Below are 16067 nucleotides of genomic sequence, written 5' to 3'. Positions count from 1 at the left end.
CGCACCTGGGAAGTGTCGCCGTGGATCCTGTGATGCGCAAACCGCGATTGCCTCTGCCTGCTGTCTGGTGCCTGTGCGCTGGTCTGCTGGCGATGCCGTGGGGGCTGGTCGCCACGCCGGTCGCGCTGCCGACGGTGATCGCCGGCATCGACCGCGGTGCGTTCGCGCAGGCCGAGGCCGACATCGCCACGGCGTTGCAGGATCCGAGCCTGTCGGATGCCGAGCGTCAGGCCTATGCCTTCGAACGCGAACGGATGCGCCGCATGCGACTGGACTTCACCCTGGACGCGGCGGCGGCCAAGGCGCAGCTGCGCAAGCAGATTCCGGACCTTCGCGATGACGAATTCGCGCGCTGGGATTCTGCCGGCCTGATCGAACACCTGGATATCGATGGCCAGCGCCGCTACTTCAAGCGCGCGCCGTCCAACCTGTTCCGGATCAGCGCCGAGGCGCGCGCCCGGCGGGCACCCGGGGCCCCGCTGCCGAAGGAGGGCCCCTATGAGCATCTGCACCCGCACCATGAGGAGATCGTCGCGGCCGCCCGTGCTACGGGCGCGACCAGCCTGGTGCCGCGCCGCATCGAGGTGACCCAGTCGCTGGTGGTCAAGCCCGATGCCGTGCCGGCCGGGGAAACCATCCGCGCATGGATTCCCTACCCGCGTGCCATCGCCGGCCAGCAGGAAGACATCACCTGGGTCGCGAGTACGCCTGACCGCGCCCAGGTGGCGCCTGACAGTGCGCTGCAACGCACCGCTTACCTGGAACGCAAGGCGGTGGCCGGCACCCCGACCGAGTTCCAGATCCGCTACGCGGTCACCGTGTACGCGCGGCACATCACGATCGATCCTGCCAGGGTCCAGCCCACGCCGGACGATCCCGCGCTGAAGCCGTACCTCGCCGAGCAGGCGCCGCACGTGGTGTTCACCCCGGCGTTGCGCGCGTTCTCGCAGCAGGTGGTCGGCACCGAAACCGATCCCTACCAGATCGTGCAGAAGCTGTTCGACGCCGTGGACCGGATTCCATGGGCCGGCGCCCGCGAGTACGCCACGATCTCCAACATCAGCGACTACGCGCTGCACGCCGGTCACGCCGATTGCGGGCAGCAGACGCTGCTGCTGATCGCGCTGTTGCGCCTGAACGGCATCCCCGCGCGCTGGCAGTCGGGCATGGTCTATTCCGACGATGCGGTCGGCTACAACAACCTGCATGACTGGGGCGCGCTGTACCTGGCGCCCTACGGTTGGGTACCGATGGATGTCACCACCGGGCGCCTGGACAGCCCGCAGCCCGCGCTGCGCGATTTCTATCTGGGTGGGCTGGATGCCTATCGCATCGCCTTCAACGACGACTACGCCCAGCCACTGGTGCCGGCCAAGCAGCACTTCCGTTCGGACACGGTGGATTCCCAGCGCGGCGAGGCCGAGTGGTCCGGCGGCAACCTGTATTTCGATCAATGGAACTACGACGTCCAGTCGCACGTGGTGCCACTGGAGGCCAAGCGGTAAACGGCGGTATCCACGATTCCACATCTGCAGGAGAGAGCAGGGAATGAACGTAAATCGATTGAAGCGGGCAGCGCTGTGCGTTGCGCTCGGGGCGTGTCTGGGCAGCCTGGTACCGATGAGTGCTTCGGCACAGAATGTCAGCGGTGCCGTCGCGGGGCGTGCCACTGCGGGTGACCAGATCACCGTCGTCAGCAACGCGACCGGCCTGACCCGGACAGTGACGGCCAGCGCCGACGGCAGCTATCGCCTGGGCCAGCTGCCGGTGGGCGACTACCAGCTGCAGGTGAGCCGCGATGGCCAGAAGCTCGGCGAGCCGTTCGCGGTCAGTGTTGCGGTCGGCGGTACGACCACCGTCAACCTGGCCAGCAGTGGCGGCGTGGTCAACCTCGATGCGCTGCAGGTGGTCGGCACCCGCGTCGTCAATCGCGTGGACGTGTATTCCACGGAAACCTCGTTCAACGTGAACCGCCAGGAGCTCTCGCGCCTGCCGGTCGCGCAGGATCTGTCGGCGGTGGCGCTGCTGGCGCCGGGCGTGGTGGGCGGTAATTCTTCGTTCGGCGGGCTGTCCTTCGCCGGTTCCTCGGTGGCCGAGAACGCGGTGTTCATCAACGGCCTGAACGTCACCGACATGTATACCCGCCGCGGCTTCTCCAGCGCGCCATTCGGCTTCTTCAACGAATTCCAGGTCAAGACCGGCGGCTATTCGGTCGAATTCGGCCGCTCCACCGGCGGTGTGATCAATGCAGTCACCCGCTCGGGCACCAACGAGTTCCAGGGCGGTGTGGAGGTGACGGCCGAGCCCAGCGCATGGCGGTCCAGCCCGCGTGATCACTTCCACCGCGATGGCACCCCGCACTCCTACGCAAGCCGCGACAACAACTCGTTCCTGAAGACCAACGTGTGGGGGTCCGGTCCGATCATCAAGGACAAGCTGTTCCTGTTCGCGATGTATGAGGACCGCAACGACACCGGCCACAACACCTCCTCCGATGCGCTGAGCTGGTTCAAGAACAAGAGCGACAACGGCTTCTGGGGCGCCAAGCTGGACTGGAACATCAACGACAACCACAGCCTGGCACTGCTGGCCTTCTCCGACGAAGGCGAGATCACCAACGGCGCGTACAACTACGACTGGGATGACGACCAGATCGGCGCGTGGGGCGGTGATTCGGTCACCGAGACCGGTGGCAAGAACTGGTCGGCGACGTACACCGGTCACTTCGGCGAAAACTTCACCGCGCGCGCCATGGTGGGCGAGAACAACCAGCGGGCCTTCACCAACTCCTCGCTCGATGAGGCGTGCAGCCCGGTGTTCACCGATGCCAGCTATGCCTCCCGCCTGGGCAAGCTCAACGGCCTGCGCGCGGGCTGCCATCCTACCGGTGCCGCGGTTGCCGAGCGCGACGACACGCGCGAGGTGGCCCGCCTGGACTTCGAATGGCAGCTGGGCACGCATCTGCTGCGCTTCGGCGTGGACCGTGAGTTGATGACCACCGAGCAGTCCACCCGCTACCCGGGCCCGACCCAGCTCAGCTATACCGCCTACGTGGCCCGCCCGGGTGATGAGGTATGGGACGGCGCCAATGCCTATGTTCCCGCGGGCGTGACCGAGATGCTGCGCGCGCGCAACCGCGTCTCCGGTGGCACCTTCGAGACCGAGGCCAACGCCTTCTACCTGGAAGACATCTGGAACATCACCCCGAACCTGATGTTGAACCTCGGCGTGCGCTGGGACCGCTTCGAGAACCGCACCGCCGATGGCGACGCCTTCATCAAGATGGATGACCTGATCGCACCGCGCTTCGGCTTCTCCTGGGACATGAAGGGCGATGGCAGCACCAAGCTGTTCGGCAACGCCGGCCGTTACTACCTGCCGGTGACCAACAACATCAACGTCAACTTCGCCGGTGGCCTCACCGACGAGTACTCCTACTACGTGCTCAACGGCTGGCAGCAGCAGGCCAACCCGGTCACCGGCGCGCCGTACATGGCCCCGGTCATCGGCCAGCAGATCGGCCCGGTCGATACCCGCATGAACACCGGCGCGGCCGACCTGCGCCAGAGCGTGGACAAGGACCTGAAGGCGGTCTACCAGGATGAGTACATCCTCGGCTTCCAGACCATGATCAACCAGGCCTGGTCGTGGGGCGTCAACGCGACCTACCGCAAGATGGACCGCGCGCTGGATGACATGCGCATCAACCACACCCCGTGCGGGCCGACCGGCACCACCCTGTGGCCGATCGCCAACCCGGGCGAGAGCCTGACGATCTGGGGTGACTCCAGCATCGGCTGCGCCACCGAGGGCTGGATCACCATCGATACCTCCAAGGATGGCTACCGCAAGGGTGGCAGCCTGGAGGTGGTCGGCTACTCCAAGCCCAAGCGTACCTACAAGGCCCTGGAGTTCCAGATCGACCGCGCGTGGGATGAGAAGTGGCTGTTCAACGCGTCCTACCTGTGGTCGCGCAGCGACGGCAACTTCGAAGGCCCGGTCAACTCGGACACCAACTACGGCGACACCGGCATGGTCCAGCATTGGGATCATCCGTCCAACAACCAGCGATACGGGCCGTTGTTCAACGACTTCCGCCATCAGTTCAAGTTCCGCGCCGCCTATGCGCTGAACGAGCAGTGGTCGTTCGGCACCACGCTGCAGGTGTTGTCCGGTGGCCCGATCACGGCGTTCGGCGTGATGTGGCCCAACGATACGGTCGCCGGTGGCAGCACTTCCAGCGAAGGCAGCGGCGGCGGTACGGGCTGGCTGTGCGTGGCGAACTGTTCGGGGCCGTATGACCAGCGCCAGTTCGAGTACAGCCCCCGTGGTGCCTTCGGTCGCCTGCCGTGGACGTGGACCATGGGCGCCAACGTCACCTGGCGCCTGCCGGTGGAGGGCATCGACCTGAGCGCACGCCTGTCGGTCTACAACCTGTTCAACAACCAGACCGTCATCAACGTGCACCAGCGCTATGAGGCCCAGCCGGGCCAGGTGCGCGAGAACACCTTCAACACCGGCACCCGCTGGCAGGCACCGCGCTACACGCAGCTGATGGTGACCTGGAACTTCTGATCCGGCGCGTACGTGGCAGGTGCCGACAGTAGGTCGGCACCTGCCTTCCACGGGCGGCTTCGGTTGCACGCGCTCCGGTCATGACGAGGGACTCCATGCTGTCACGCACCTCACCGCGTACCCCATCCCGCCTTCTCACGCTTGGCCTGTCCTGCACCCTGGCCATCGCGCCCGGCGCATGGGCAGCCGATCGGGCCGACACCTTCAATCGGCTGCTCGATCAGGCTGTCACCCATGAACACCTGCCCGGCATCGCCATGGCCGTGGTCGAAGACGGGGAAGTTGTCTTCACCGGCGCCCGTGGTGAGCTCCAGGCCGGCCAGGGCGAGGCCATCAACCCGGACACCCTGTTCAAGATCGCCTCCAACAGCAAGGCGATGACCGCCGCGCTGCTGGCCCGGCTGGTCGACCGCGGTCTCCTGCGCTGGGACGACCCGGTCATCAAGTACCTGCCGCAGTTCCGCATGCATGACCCGTGGGTGACGCAGCAGATGCAGGTGCGCGACCTGCTGATCCACAACAGCGGTCTGGGCCTGGGGGCGGGCGATCTGATGCTGTGGCCCGAGCCGAACCGCTTCACCCGGCAGGACATCATCGCCGGGCTGGCCCACCTCAAGCCGGTCACCAGCTTCCGCAGCGGCTATGCCTACGACAACCTGATGTATGTGGTGGCGGGTGAAGTCGCTGCTGCCGCCGGCGGCAAGCCCTACGATCAACTGCTGCGCGAGGAGGTCTTCGTGCCGTTGGGGATGGATCGGTGCCAGGTCGGCGCGTGGTCGGTCACGGCGGTCGGCAATGTTGCCCAGCCGCATACACGGAAGGACGGTCGCAGCGTGGTGCACGGTGCCGATGGTGACCTCAGTCCCGATCTGACCTCGATGGCCGCCGGCGGCATCCGTTGCAGCCTGCGCGACATGACCCGCTGGATGCAGGTGCTGCTGGATCCCGCGCGCGTGCCCGGGTGGCTGGGCGCGGTGCAGCGCCGCGCGCTGTGGACCGCGCACATGCCGATGCCACTGGGCGAGCGGCAGCGCCGCTGGGACGACGCGCACGTCTCCGCCTATGGCTATGGCTGGCGCCTGTCGGACATGGACGGGCAGTGGAAGGTGGCCCATACCGGCACGCTGTCGGGCATGTACTCCTCGCTCGCGCTGCTGCCGGACCGCAAGGTGGGCGTGGTGATCCTGATCAACAGCGACGCCGAAGATGCACGCACCGCGCTGATGCAGGCGGCGTTGAAGCACTACACCGCGCCGGATGACGGTGCAGATGTGGAGCACTATCTGTCCCTGCTCGCGCAGGAGCGCGCCGGGCGCCGTGAGGCCGGGCAGGTGCGCCCGGATACCCGTGCGCGTCGTCCGGCCCCGCTTCGCACCACGGCGGCCGCGCAGGGCCGCTACCGCGACCCATGGCTGGGCGAGGCCCTGCTCTGCCCGCAACAGGGCACGCTGCGCTTCAGCGTGGCCAAGTCGCCGAGGCTGCGTGGCCAGGTCATGCAGCTCGGGGAGCGCTGGCTGGTGCAGTGGGATACGCTCGGGGCCGATGCCGAGCCCTGGTTGCAACTGCAGCCGGGTGCGCCGCCCACCTTGACCTTGGCCGCGATCGATCCGGAGATCGACTTCAGTTATGACTACCAGGACCTGCACTTCTCCCGCGTCGGCGATTGCCCGTAGCACGCTGCTGTTGGCGCTGCTGGCAGGCAGTGCACACGCGGCGGCGGCGGCGGCGGTCACCGTCTCGCCGGCCCGCGACGTGGCCGAGGCCGGGCTGGTCGATATCCGCACACTGGCACCGGCAATCGAGCAGGACATCCGCTACGCCGGCGTGGACAACTTCACCGGCCGGCGCGTGCCCGGCTATGACGCGCCCAAGTGCTATTTGGTCGCCCCGGCGGCCACCGCGCTGGCCCAGGTGGAGGCCGACCTGCGCGCCGAAGGCTTCGCGCTGCGCCTCTTTGATTGCTACCGCCCGGCCCACGCGGTGAAGGCCTTTGTCGCCTGGGCGCACGACCCGCACGAGCAGTCGCGCAAGGCCCTGCAGTATCCGGACATCGACAAGCCGGCCCTGCTGGGCGGTTACATCGCCGAGACTTCCGGCCACAGCCGCGCCGCCACCGTGGACCTGACCCTGCTCGATTGCCGCACGGGTCCCTGCGCCCCCATGGACATGGGCACCGACTTCGATTTCTTCGGCCCGCGTGCGCATACCGATGCGCCGGAGATCAGTGAGGTGCAGCGCCGCCACCGCCAGCAGCTGCGCCAGGCGATGGCCCGGCGCGGCTTCGCCAACTACCCGATGGAGTGGTGGCATTTCACCCTGCGGCCCGAGCCGGCGCCGACCACCGCCTACGACGTACCGGTCCGCTGAGGCGCACCGCTACACTGTGCGCTGACCGCCCGATCGGACCACGATGAACCTGCCGCTGCATTTTGGATTGCTGGGAACGCTGGAAGCGGGCCTGATCGCGCTGCTGGTCGGGCTGCTGGTGTATGCGCTGTGGCATCGACTGTGCCGCTGGGCCGGGTGGACCGATGGGCACGCGATCGGCTGGGCCTGCGTGATCGCGGTCGTGGCCTCGGCCGGCATCGATGCGTGGAACCTGTTCTACATGGGCATGATGCGGCTGGAGTCGCCGCTGTACGCCCGGTTGTTCCTGGCCAGCATCCACGATCCGAACGAGCTGGGCTCACGCGTGGTGCTCGAAGTGGCCGGCGCGATCGGCGGTGTCGCACTGGGGTGGCTTTTGTTCAGTTCCCGCTCAGCCGGAAAAAACAGCAACGCCGCGTGAGATTGCGTTCGCATCCGGTTAAATCCGCCGCCGTTGAATGCCTGTGTTACCAACTGCTCACCTGCGGCTAACCACTGCGGTAATGCACGCGTTCGGGGAGGTGGTTAAGGCGGCGTGCGCAGTGCGATCAAGGGGCAATATCGATTCACAAACGGGGTGGCAGTGTGGGGCCGTGCGGAAACAACAGGCCGCGCAACACATAACCAAGGAGACCACCCCAATGACTACTCGCATCCGCAAGCCCCTGATCGCCCTGATCGTCGCCGCAGGCAGTGTGCTGGCCATTCCGGCGATGGCCCAGTCGGCGCAGCACAGTGCCGCGCAGGCCCAGAATCAGGCCGCCCAGGCACAGCAGGCGGCGGCGCAGGCCGGCGACGCAGCAGATACCGCTGCCAACGCCGCAGCCCAGGCCTCCGCGCAGGCCAACGGAGGCGGTGGCCAGACCTGGGCCAGCGTTGATACCGACGGCAACGGCACCATCAGCAAGGCCGAGGCACAGGTGAACGCGGGTCTTGCCCAGGTGTTCGACCAGGCCGACACCAACAAGGACGGCGAGCTCTCGCCGGATGAATACAAGGCGTACGTGGCTGCCCAGCAGGGCAAGGCCGCAGATACGGGCGCCCAGCAGAGCAGGTAAGGACCGGGGACACCGGTAGCGCAGTGAGGGGGAAAGGGCGGCTTCGGCCGCCCTTTCTTTATGCGCCGCCGGGGTGGGGCCGCTGCGCCGCTGTTGGTATCCTTGGCCGATGATGACTTCCCTGCCCACGCCGCAAGGCGCTATCGGCCTGGTTGGTTTTGACGGTGATGACACGCTGTGGAAGAGCGAGGATTACTACCGCAAGGCCGAGCAGGACTACCTCGACATCCTGTCGCGCTATATCGACGTGCACGACACCCAGACCGCGCGCCACCTGCTGGAAGTGCAGCAGCGCAATCTCGGCGTGTTCGGCTATGGGGTGAAGGGCATGACCCTGTCGATGGTCGAAGCGGCCATCGAGATCACCAACCAGACCATCAGCGCCCGCGACCTGCAGCAGATGCTCGATATCGGCCATGACACCCTGCGCCATCCGGTGGAGCTGATCGATGGCGTGCGTGAGTCGGTCACCGAGATCGCCCGCGACTACCCGGTCGTGCTGATCACCAAGGGCGACCTGTTCCACCAGGAGGCCAAGATCAAGCTGGCCAACCTGCGCGACCTGTTCCCGCGCATCGAGATCGTCTCCGAGAAAGACCCGGAAACCTACGCCCGCGTGCTGGAGGAGTTCGATCTGCCGATCGAGCGCTTCGTGATGGTCGGCAATTCGCTGCGCTCGGACATCGAGCCGGTGATCACCCTGGGCGGCTGGGGCATCCACACCCCGTACGCGGTGACCTGGGCGCACGAAACCCAGCATGGCGTCGCCGACGATGAGCCGCGCATGGTCGATGCACCGACCGCCTTCGAGTGGCCCCAGGCGCTGCGCACCATCGAAGCCAAGGCGGCGCAGGCCGGATGATGCGCGCCGGGCTGCTCTCGCTGCTGTTGATGCTGCCCTGGGCGGCGGCGGCCGAGCAGACCCCGGAGAAGTCCGCCGCCTACGTGGTGGACACCGGGGATGCCTGGGTGGATACCCAACTGCAGGACATCAACCACTACGCCGAGCGCTATCCGGACAGCTTCCTGGATGAAGTCTCGCGCTACGCCGGGGTCTCGCGCGGCTACATCGCCGCGCTGATGCACACCCACGGCTGGCAGGCGGGCGACATCTACTTCGCCTGTTTCTGGGCCCACGTGATCGAACGTTCCTGCCGCGAGAGCGTGCAGCAATGGTCGCGCGCGGTGCCGGAGGAGGGCGAGGCCAAGCGCTGGGAAGCCGTGGTCGCCGAGCTTCCGGTCACGCCGACCAACCTGCACTGGCGCGCGCTGCGCCATGCCATCGTCGCCAGCCACGATCACTGGGATCGCCCGGTAACCCTTGATGCCACGCTGCAGCGCCAGCTCGGCAACCGCGAGCAGCGCCAGCGTGCGGCGGCCAATCCGGAACCGGCCGCAGCGACGCGCTGACGCGATGATGCACCGCGCAGCCACGCATGGCGTGGCGCTACCCTGTCGCTCACCTTTGCTGCTGTGCAGATCGCCGCGCGCCACCGCCTCGGCGACAATGGCCGACTGCTGTCCCTCCCCGTGATCCGTTGCCGAGTACGTCATGAGCACCGACCGTTTCGTTTCACCCGACGATATCCGCAGCCTGTTCGCCCAGGCGATGTCCACCATGTACCGCACCGAAGTGCCGCTGTACGGCACGCTGGTCGACCTGGTGGCCGAGATCAACGACGCCGTGCTGACTGCCAACCCGGCGCTGGCCGAACAGCTGGACCGCACCGACGAACGCGCCCGCCTCGACCAGGAGCGCCATGGCGCGATCCGGGTCGGTACTGCCGGGGAACTGGCGACGTTGGGCCGCCTGTTCGCGCTGATGGGCATGTACCCGGTGGGGTATTACGACCTCTCGGTGGCCGGCGTGCCGGTGCATTCCACCGCCTTCCGCCCACGCACCGGACAGGCGCTGGCGCGCAACCCGTTCCGCGTGTTCACCTCGCTGCTGCGGCTGGAGCTGATCGAGAATGTCGCACTGCGTGAGCAGTCCGCTGCCATCCTCGCCCAGCGCCGGATCTTCACCGATGCCGCGCTGGCCCTGATCGAACAGGCAGAACGCGAGGGTGGCCTGGATGAAGCCGATGCGCGCCGCTTCGTCATCGAAGCGCTGGAGACCTTCCGCTGGCATGGCGATGCGACGGTCTCGCTGGCCACTTACCACGCGCTGCACGACGCGCACCGGCTGATCGCCGATGTGGTCAGCTTCCGCGGCCCGCACATCAACCACCTGACCCCGCGCACGCTGGACATCGACGCTGCGCAGGCCGGCATGCTTGCACGCGGCATCGATGCCAAGGCCGTGATCGAAGGCCCGCCACCGCGCCGCTGCCCGATCCTGCTGCGCCAGACCAGCTTCAAGGCGCTGGAAGAAACCGTGCAGTTCCCCTCTGGCGATGCAGGCGACGCCGGCACGCATACCGCGCGTTTCGGTGAGATCGAACAGCGCGGCCTCGCGCTGACACCCAAGGGCCGCGCGCTGTATGACCAGTTGCTTGCACAGGCGCGCGACAGCGGCGGCGCCGGCAGTACCGGCCAGGACTATCCGACGCGTCTGGCGGCGGCATTCACCGCCTTCCCGGATGACCACGACACCCTGCGTCGCGAAGGCCTGGGCTACTACCGGTACACCCTGACCGATGCTGGCCGCGCCACCCCGGCCGCAGTCGGCGACCTGCCGGCCGAAGCGCTGATCGCCGCTGGCCTGGCCAGCGCCGACCCGATCGTCTACGAAGATTTCCTGCCGGTCAGCGCCGCAGGCATCTTCCAGTCCAATCTGGGCGGCGACGAACAGCGTGCCTATGCCGCGCATGCCAACCGCGATGCGTTCGAACAGGCGCTGGGCATGAAGGTGGAGGACGAGTTCGCCATCTACGAGCGGCTGCAGGCCGAGTCGCTGGCGTCCCTGCGGAACCGCTGACGGCGAGCGATCGCTGACCGCGCGGGGACCGCCCTGCGGACGGGATGCTGAACCACGCAGGGGCCGCTCCCCGGGTAGTGCCGGCCGCTGGCCGGCTCTTCATGTACCAAACGCGCATCCGGGCTTGCGGACGGTAATGCGTGGAGCCGGCCAGCGGCCGGCACTACCAGGAAACAGAACGCCGCGGTCCGTGCATCGCAACCCGGAAACAGAACGCCGCGGTCCCTACATCGCGACCCGGAAACAGAACGCCCCGGTAGGTACCGACCATTGGTCGGTACCGTGCACCATCACGCCTTCATCGTGCCGGTATCGAGCCAGCGCTGGTGCCACGACAGCGCTTCGGGCAGCAGATGCGGGGTGTGCTTGCCGTAACTCTCGCGGCTGGCGCGGTCAAAATAATCGTTCAACTGATCGCGGAAATCCGGGTGCGCGCAGTTGTCGATCACCACCCGCGCACGCTTGCGCGGCGTCAGCCCGCGCAGATCGGCCAGGCCCTGTTCGGTGACGATCACCGAGACATCGTGCTCGGTGTGATCCACGTGGCTGACCATCGGCACGATCGCCGAGATGCTGCCGTTCTTCGCCGTCGAGGGGCTCAGGAACGCGGACAGGAAGCCGTTGCGCGCGAAGTCGCCCGAGCCGCCGATACCGTTCATGATGCGGCTGCCCATCACGTGGGTCGAGTTGACGTTGCCGTACAGGTCGGCCTCGATCATGCCGTTCATGCCGATGCAGCCCAGGCGGCGCACCAGCTCCGGGTGGTTCGAGATCTCCTGCGTGCGCATGATGATGCGCTCGCGGTAGAAGTCGATGTGCTCCTTGAAGGTCTCGTTTGCCTGCGGGCTCAACGCGAAGCCGGTGCACGAGGCATAGCTCAGCACGCCATCGCGCAGCAGGTCGAGCATGCCGTCCTGGATCACCTCGGTGAACGCGCTCAGATCGCGGAAGCCGCTCTTGGCCAGCCCGGCCAGCACCGCGTTCGGGATGTTGCCCACGCCGCTCTGCAGCGGCAGCAGGTTGGCCGGCAGGCGGCCCTTGGCCACTTCGTGCTTGAGGAACTCGATCAGGTACTGCGCGATCTGCTCGCTGGTGGTATCGATCGGGCTGAACGGGCTGTTGCGGTCCGGGCCGTTGGTGCGCACCACCGCCACGATCTTGTCCGGGTCGCAGCGCAGTGCGGTCTCGCCGATGCGGTCGTTGGCGTGCACCAGCGGGATCGGCTTGCGGTGCGGCGGCAGCGCCGTGCCGTAGTAGATGTCATGCATGCCGTCCACGCCGGCCGGCTGCCATTCGTTGACCTCGACGATCACCTTCTTGGCCAGGTCCAGCCAGGTCTTGTTGTTGCCGACCGAGGTGGAGGGCACCAGCGAGCCATCCTCGCGGATCGCCGAGACCTCGATCACTGCGGTATCGATGTCGCCATAGAAGCCGAACCACACGTGCTGGGCGACATGGCTGAGGTGGATGTCGATGTAATCCAGCTTGCCCTCGTTGATGCGGTTGCGCGCATCCGGGTCGCTCTGGAACGGCATGCGCATCGCGATGCCATCGGCCTTGGCCAGCGCGCCATCCAGTTCCGGCGCGGTCGAGGCGCCGGTCATCAGACTGATCTGGAAGGGCAGGCCCTGGGCGTGCACCGCCTCGATGCGCTGCGCCAGCGCGACCGGCACCGCCTTGGGGTAGCCTGAACCGGTAAAGCCGCTCATGGCGACGGTTTCACCCGGCTGGATCAGGGCGGCGGCAGCTTCGGCGGAGACAACGCGGTCACGCAGACGCGCGTTTGCAATGCGATCGACAGACATGACGACAACGTTTCTGGGGGGATCCCCATTATCGGCGATCCATGCAGCGGCAGGGGTTCTACCTTGGTGGGATGGCGTTTTCACATCGCCGCCTCCCTGTTCAGGTTTGCCGCCTACTTCTGTACCCGCAAGTATTGTTTTGCAGTGCAGCGTGCAAGTTCTCCGCCGACCCTAGAAGATCGACCTGCATCCCGACGTGGGGGAGGGAGCAGAGCCCGCTGGCAGTTCGCTGCAAGCGGGCTTTTTTATTCCCGCCGTTCGGTGACAGGCACGCCGCGCCGTTCGACGATGCGGTCACGCGCCGGTCGATGACCGCGTTACCGCGATGGCGTCTGGCCGGGGACCGCCACGCCGCGATGCCACATAATCCCCCCCATGCCGATTTCTGATCTCGCCGCGCCCGCGCGCGTCCCCGACGCCCTTGTTCCCCTGGTTGATCGCGCGTTGGCGCGCCTGGCCCTGTCGCTGACCGAAGCCGGCCACTGGCCGCCGCCGGCTCCCGTACTGGACACCGTGCGCGCCTTGGCGGTCACCAGCGATTTCGCCATCGACACGCTGTGTCGCCAGCCGGCGCTGTTGTCCCACCTCACCCAGAACGGCTGCCCATCGCTGCCGCTGCCCGAGCTGGATCCGCTGCAGCCCAGCGAATGGCAGCAGCGCCTGCGCCGCTACCGCACCGCCGCCTCCACCCGCCTGATCTGGCGCGACCTGACCGGGCAGGATGACGTACCTGCGACGCTGGCCGGCGCCACCCACCTGGCGGAGGCGTGCCTGCAACTGGCGCTGACCGCGCTGGAGCAGGAATTCACCGGCCGCCATGGCGTGGTCCGCGCTGCCGACGGAAGTGCACAGCAGCTGGTCGTGTTCGGGCTGGGCAAGCTCGGCGGTGGCGAACTCAATTTCAGCTCCGATGTGGATCTGGTCTACGCCTACCCGCAGGGCGGCGAATCCGACGGTGCGCGTCCGCTGGCGGCCGAAGAGTATTTCGCACGCCTCGGCCAGCGCCTGGCGCGGCTGCTGGATGACACCACCGTGGATGGCTTCAGCCACCGCGTCGATCTGCGCCTGCGCCCGTTCGGTAACGCCGGGCGGGTGGCGCTGTCGTTCGCCGGCATGGACCAGTACTTCCAGCGCGAAGGCCGCGACTGGGAGCGCTATGCCTGGCTGAAGGCGCGCGCCGTGGCCGGGGATATCACCGCCGGCGAAGCCTGGCTGCAGACACTGCGCCCGTTCGTCTACCGCCGCTATCTGGATTTCACCGCGCTCGATGGCCTGCGCGACATGAAGGCCGCGATCACCGCCGAAGTGTCGCGTCGGGAAATGCACGACGACATCAAGCGCGGCCCCGGCGGCATTCGCGAAATCGAATTCCTCGCACAGGCACTGCAGCTGATCCGTGGTGGCCGCGAGGCACCGCTGCGCGAGCGTCGCCTGCTGCACGCGCTGCCGGCACTGGTCGCCTCCGGCCAGATGGCCGAACAGGACGGCGCCGACCTGCTGCATGCCTACGGCTTCCTGCGTCGCCTGGAGAACCGCCTGCAGATGCTGCGCGACGCGCAGACGCACGCGCTGCCCAGCGACGCCACGGACCGCCTGCGCATCGCCGCCGGGCTAGGTTACGAAGATTGGGAGGCGCTGGTTGCCGCGCTCGATGTACAGCGCGCGCGGGTCAGCACCGAGTTCGCCGCGCTGCTCGCACCACGCCGTGGCCAGGCCGCGCCGGATGCACTGGCCAGCTACTGGCGGGGCCTGCCCGACAACGGCAGCGCCGAGGTGCTGGCCGAGGCCGGCTTCTTCGATGCCGGCAGTGCCGATCAATCCCTGCGCGACTTCGCGCAGAGTTCCGGGGTGAAGTCGCTGTCCGATGCCCCGCGTGCGCGCCTGGACCGCGTGCTGCCGGCACTGCTGCACGCCGCCACGCGCTCCCCGCAGCCGGATGCCGCGCTCAAGCGCGTGCTCGGCCTGCTGCAGGCGGTCATGCGCCGTACCAGCTATCTGGCCCTGCTCGACGAACAACCCAGCGCGCTCGCACGCCTGGTCGATGTGCTCGCCCGCAGCGCCCTGCTCGCCGAGCGGCTGGCCGCCTATCCTCTGCTGCTCGACGAACTGCTTGATGTGCGCGTTTCCGGGCCGATGCCGGATGCGGCAGGCATGCAGGCCGAGTGCGATATCGCGCTGACCATCGATGATCCCGAGGCCGCGCTGCGCCTGCTCAACGAGACACGGCTGGCGCTGAGCTTCCGCATGGCGATGGCCACGCTGGATGGCCGCCAGCGAGCGGTCGATACCACCCGGCAGCTGGCCGAGCTTGCCCAGGCGGTCGTGGTCACCGTACTCGCGCTGGTGCAGGCCGACATGCAGCGCCAGCACGGCGGTATTCCCGGCGGACGCTTCGCGATCATCGGCTACGGCAGCCTGGGGGGACTGGAGCTGGGCTTCGGCTCGGATCTGGATCTGGTCTTCCTGCACGACCATCCGCCCGGACAGGACAGCAGCGACGGGCCGCGTCCGCTCGATCCCGGCCGTTGGTATGCGCGCCTGGCGCAGAAGGTGATGGCGATGCTCGGGGCGGTCACCGCTGCCGGCCGCCTGTACGACATCGACGTGCGCCTGCGCCCGGACGGTGGCAAGGGTACGCTGGTCTCCTCCTTGGCCAGCTACACCGAATACCAGCGCGAACGCGCCTGGACCTGGGAGCACCAGGCACTGGTGCGCGCCCGCGCGATCGCCGGCGATGCCTCGCTGCTGGCCGACTTCGAGCGGGTGCGCGCCGATACCCTCGCACGCCCGCGCGACAACGCCGTGCTCTACACCGACGTGCTGAAGATGCGCGCGCGCATGCGTGCCGAGCTGGACCGCAGCGACGCGGCGCGGCTCGACCTCAAGCAGGGCGCGGGTGGGATCGTCGATCTGGAGTTCCTGCTGCAGACCGGCGTGCTCGACAGCGCCGGCACGCACCCGCAGGTGGTGGAACCGCGCGATACCCCCAGCCTGATCGACGCCCTGGCGGCGATTGCGTGGCTGCCCGGTGGCACCCGCGAGGGCCTGCACGAGGCGCATGCCGCGCTGCTGGACGTGGGCCTGGCCTGCACGCTGGACCGCCGCCCGCGCCTGGCGCCACCGACGCCCGCCCTGGAAGCCGCGCGCGCGATGATCATCGCGGCCAGCGATGGAGCAGGGCTGCCGTTCCAGCAGCGGATCGACGTCGTGCGTTGATGGCGGTCTGCCCGGGCATCGGCTTCGCGGTGATCTGTCACCGCTTTGGCATCGCCTTGGCACCGACTTGTCACCGTTCTGGCACCGGTAGTGGGGGGGGGGGGCGGCGGGGGGGGCGGGGGGGGG

11 protein-coding genes are annotated in these 16067 nt (G+C 67.7%); 10 read left to right on the top strand and 1 reads right to left on the bottom strand.

The window, feature by feature from the left end; all coding sequences use genetic code 11:
- Window positions 1–32: 32 nt before the first annotated feature.
- The 9 genes from PV764_RS11505 to PV764_RS11465 all read left to right on the top strand — a co-directional run bounded on the left by PV764_RS11505 (window position 33) and on the right by PV764_RS11465 (window position 10920).
- A complete protein-coding gene (locus tag PV764_RS11505) occupies window positions 33–1505 on the top strand; it encodes a transglutaminase-like domain-containing protein (RefSeq protein ID WP_421116642.1) in 1473 nt (490 codons plus the stop codon).
- A 43-nt stretch (window positions 1506–1548) separates the two neighbouring features.
- Window positions 1549–4575, top strand: coding sequence for a TonB-dependent receptor (locus PV764_RS11500; RefSeq protein WP_421116641.1), 3027 nt, complete (start codon window positions 1549–1551; stop codon window positions 4573–4575).
- 95 nt (window positions 4576–4670) lie between these two features.
- Window positions 4671–6248, top strand: coding sequence for a serine hydrolase domain-containing protein (locus PV764_RS11495; protein ID WP_421116640.1), 1578 nt, complete (start codon window positions 4671–4673; stop codon window positions 6246–6248).
- Window positions 6202–6942 (top strand): M15 family metallopeptidase, encoded by a 741-nt coding sequence (locus PV764_RS11490; protein WP_421116639.1) that lies wholly within the window; start codon window positions 6202–6204, stop codon window positions 6940–6942. The genes PV764_RS11495 and PV764_RS11490 overlap by 47 nt, the downstream gene beginning before the upstream one ends.
- A 43-nt stretch (window positions 6943–6985) precedes the next feature.
- Window positions 6986–7363, top strand: coding sequence for a hypothetical protein (locus PV764_RS11485; protein ID WP_019185964.1), 378 nt, complete (start codon window positions 6986–6988; stop codon window positions 7361–7363).
- 220 nt (window positions 7364–7583) lie between these two features.
- Window positions 7584–8000 carry an EF-hand domain-containing protein gene (locus PV764_RS11480; protein ID WP_019185963.1) on the top strand — a complete coding sequence of 139 codons (417 nt, stop codon included), beginning with the start codon at window positions 7584–7586 and terminating at the stop codon, window positions 7998–8000.
- Between the two features lie 109 nt (window positions 8001–8109).
- The gene (locus tag PV764_RS11475; protein ID WP_019185962.1) at window positions 8110–8862 is read left to right on the top strand and encodes an HAD family hydrolase; all 753 of its coding nucleotides are present in this window, start codon (window positions 8110–8112) and stop codon (window positions 8860–8862) included.
- The gene (locus PV764_RS11470) at window positions 8859–9410 is read left to right on the top strand and encodes a hypothetical protein (protein ID WP_019185961.1); all 552 of its coding nucleotides are present in this window, start codon (window positions 8859–8861) and stop codon (window positions 9408–9410) included. Before PV764_RS11475 ends, PV764_RS11470 begins: the two co-directional genes overlap by 4 nt.
- A gap of 142 nt (window positions 9411–9552) precedes the next feature.
- On the top strand, window positions 9553–10920 hold the full coding sequence (locus PV764_RS11465; RefSeq protein WP_421116638.1) for a VOC family protein: 1368 nt from the start codon (window positions 9553–9555) through the stop codon (window positions 10918–10920).
- A 290-nt stretch (window positions 10921–11210) separates the two neighbouring features.
- Here PV764_RS11465 and PV764_RS11460 read toward each other — a convergent pair whose 3' ends face one another.
- Complete coding sequence (locus PV764_RS11460) at window positions 11211–12725, bottom strand: acetyl-CoA hydrolase/transferase family protein (protein WP_070471520.1); 1515 nt, start codon at window positions 12723–12725, stop codon at window positions 11211–11213.
- 375 nt (window positions 12726–13100) lie between these two features.
- Here PV764_RS11460 and glnE point away from each other — a divergent pair, with 375 nt between their 5' ends.
- Window positions 13101–15941, top strand: a complete 2841-nt coding sequence (gene glnE, locus PV764_RS11455; RefSeq protein WP_421116637.1) for a bifunctional [glutamate--ammonia ligase]-adenylyl-L-tyrosine phosphorylase/[glutamate--ammonia-ligase] adenylyltransferase — start codon at window positions 13101–13103, stop codon at window positions 15939–15941.
- Window positions 15942–16067 lie beyond the last annotated feature (126 nt).

The organism is Stenotrophomonas sp. AS1 (assembly GCF_048957655.1).
GTDB lineage: Bacteria > Pseudomonadota > Gammaproteobacteria > Xanthomonadales > Xanthomonadaceae > Stenotrophomonas > Stenotrophomonas bentonitica_A.
The sequence above is the reverse complement of the archived record's forward strand: the minus strand, read 5'-3'. Positions and strand labels throughout refer to the sequence as shown.

Excerpts from the sequence above, each read along its gene's own strand:
- PV764_RS11505 (WP_421116642.1), top strand. The coding sequence starts at position 33 with ATGCGCAAACCGCGATTGCCTCTGCCTGCTGTCTGGTGCCTGTGCGCT.
- PV764_RS11490 (WP_421116639.1), top strand. The coding sequence starts at position 6,202 with ATGACTACCAGGACCTGCACTTCTCCCGCGTCGGCGATTGCCCGTAGC.
- PV764_RS11485 (WP_019185964.1), top strand. The coding sequence starts at position 6,986 with ATGAACCTGCCGCTGCATTTTGGATTGCTGGGAACGCTGGAAGCGGGC.
- PV764_RS11470 (WP_019185961.1), top strand. The coding sequence starts at position 8,859 with ATGATGCGCGCCGGGCTGCTCTCGCTGCTGTTGATGCTGCCCTGGGCG.
- PV764_RS11495 (WP_421116640.1), top strand. The coding sequence starts at position 4,671 with ATGCTGTCACGCACCTCACCGCGTACCCCATCCCGCCTTCTCACGCTT.
- PV764_RS11500 (WP_421116641.1), top strand. The coding sequence starts at position 1,549 with ATGAACGTAAATCGATTGAAGCGGGCAGCGCTGTGCGTTGCGCTCGGG.
- PV764_RS11465 (WP_421116638.1), top strand. The coding sequence starts at position 9,553 with ATGAGCACCGACCGTTTCGTTTCACCCGACGATATCCGCAGCCTGTTC.
- PV764_RS11475 (WP_019185962.1), top strand. The coding sequence starts at position 8,110 with ATGATGACTTCCCTGCCCACGCCGCAAGGCGCTATCGGCCTGGTTGGT.
- glnE (WP_421116637.1), top strand. The coding sequence starts at position 13,101 with ATGCCGATTTCTGATCTCGCCGCGCCCGCGCGCGTCCCCGACGCCCTT.
- PV764_RS11480 (WP_019185963.1), top strand. The coding sequence starts at position 7,584 with ATGACTACTCGCATCCGCAAGCCCCTGATCGCCCTGATCGTCGCCGCA.
- PV764_RS11460 (WP_070471520.1), bottom strand. The coding sequence starts at position 12,725 with ATGTCTGTCGATCGCATTGCAAACGCGCGTCTGCGTGACCGCGTTGTC.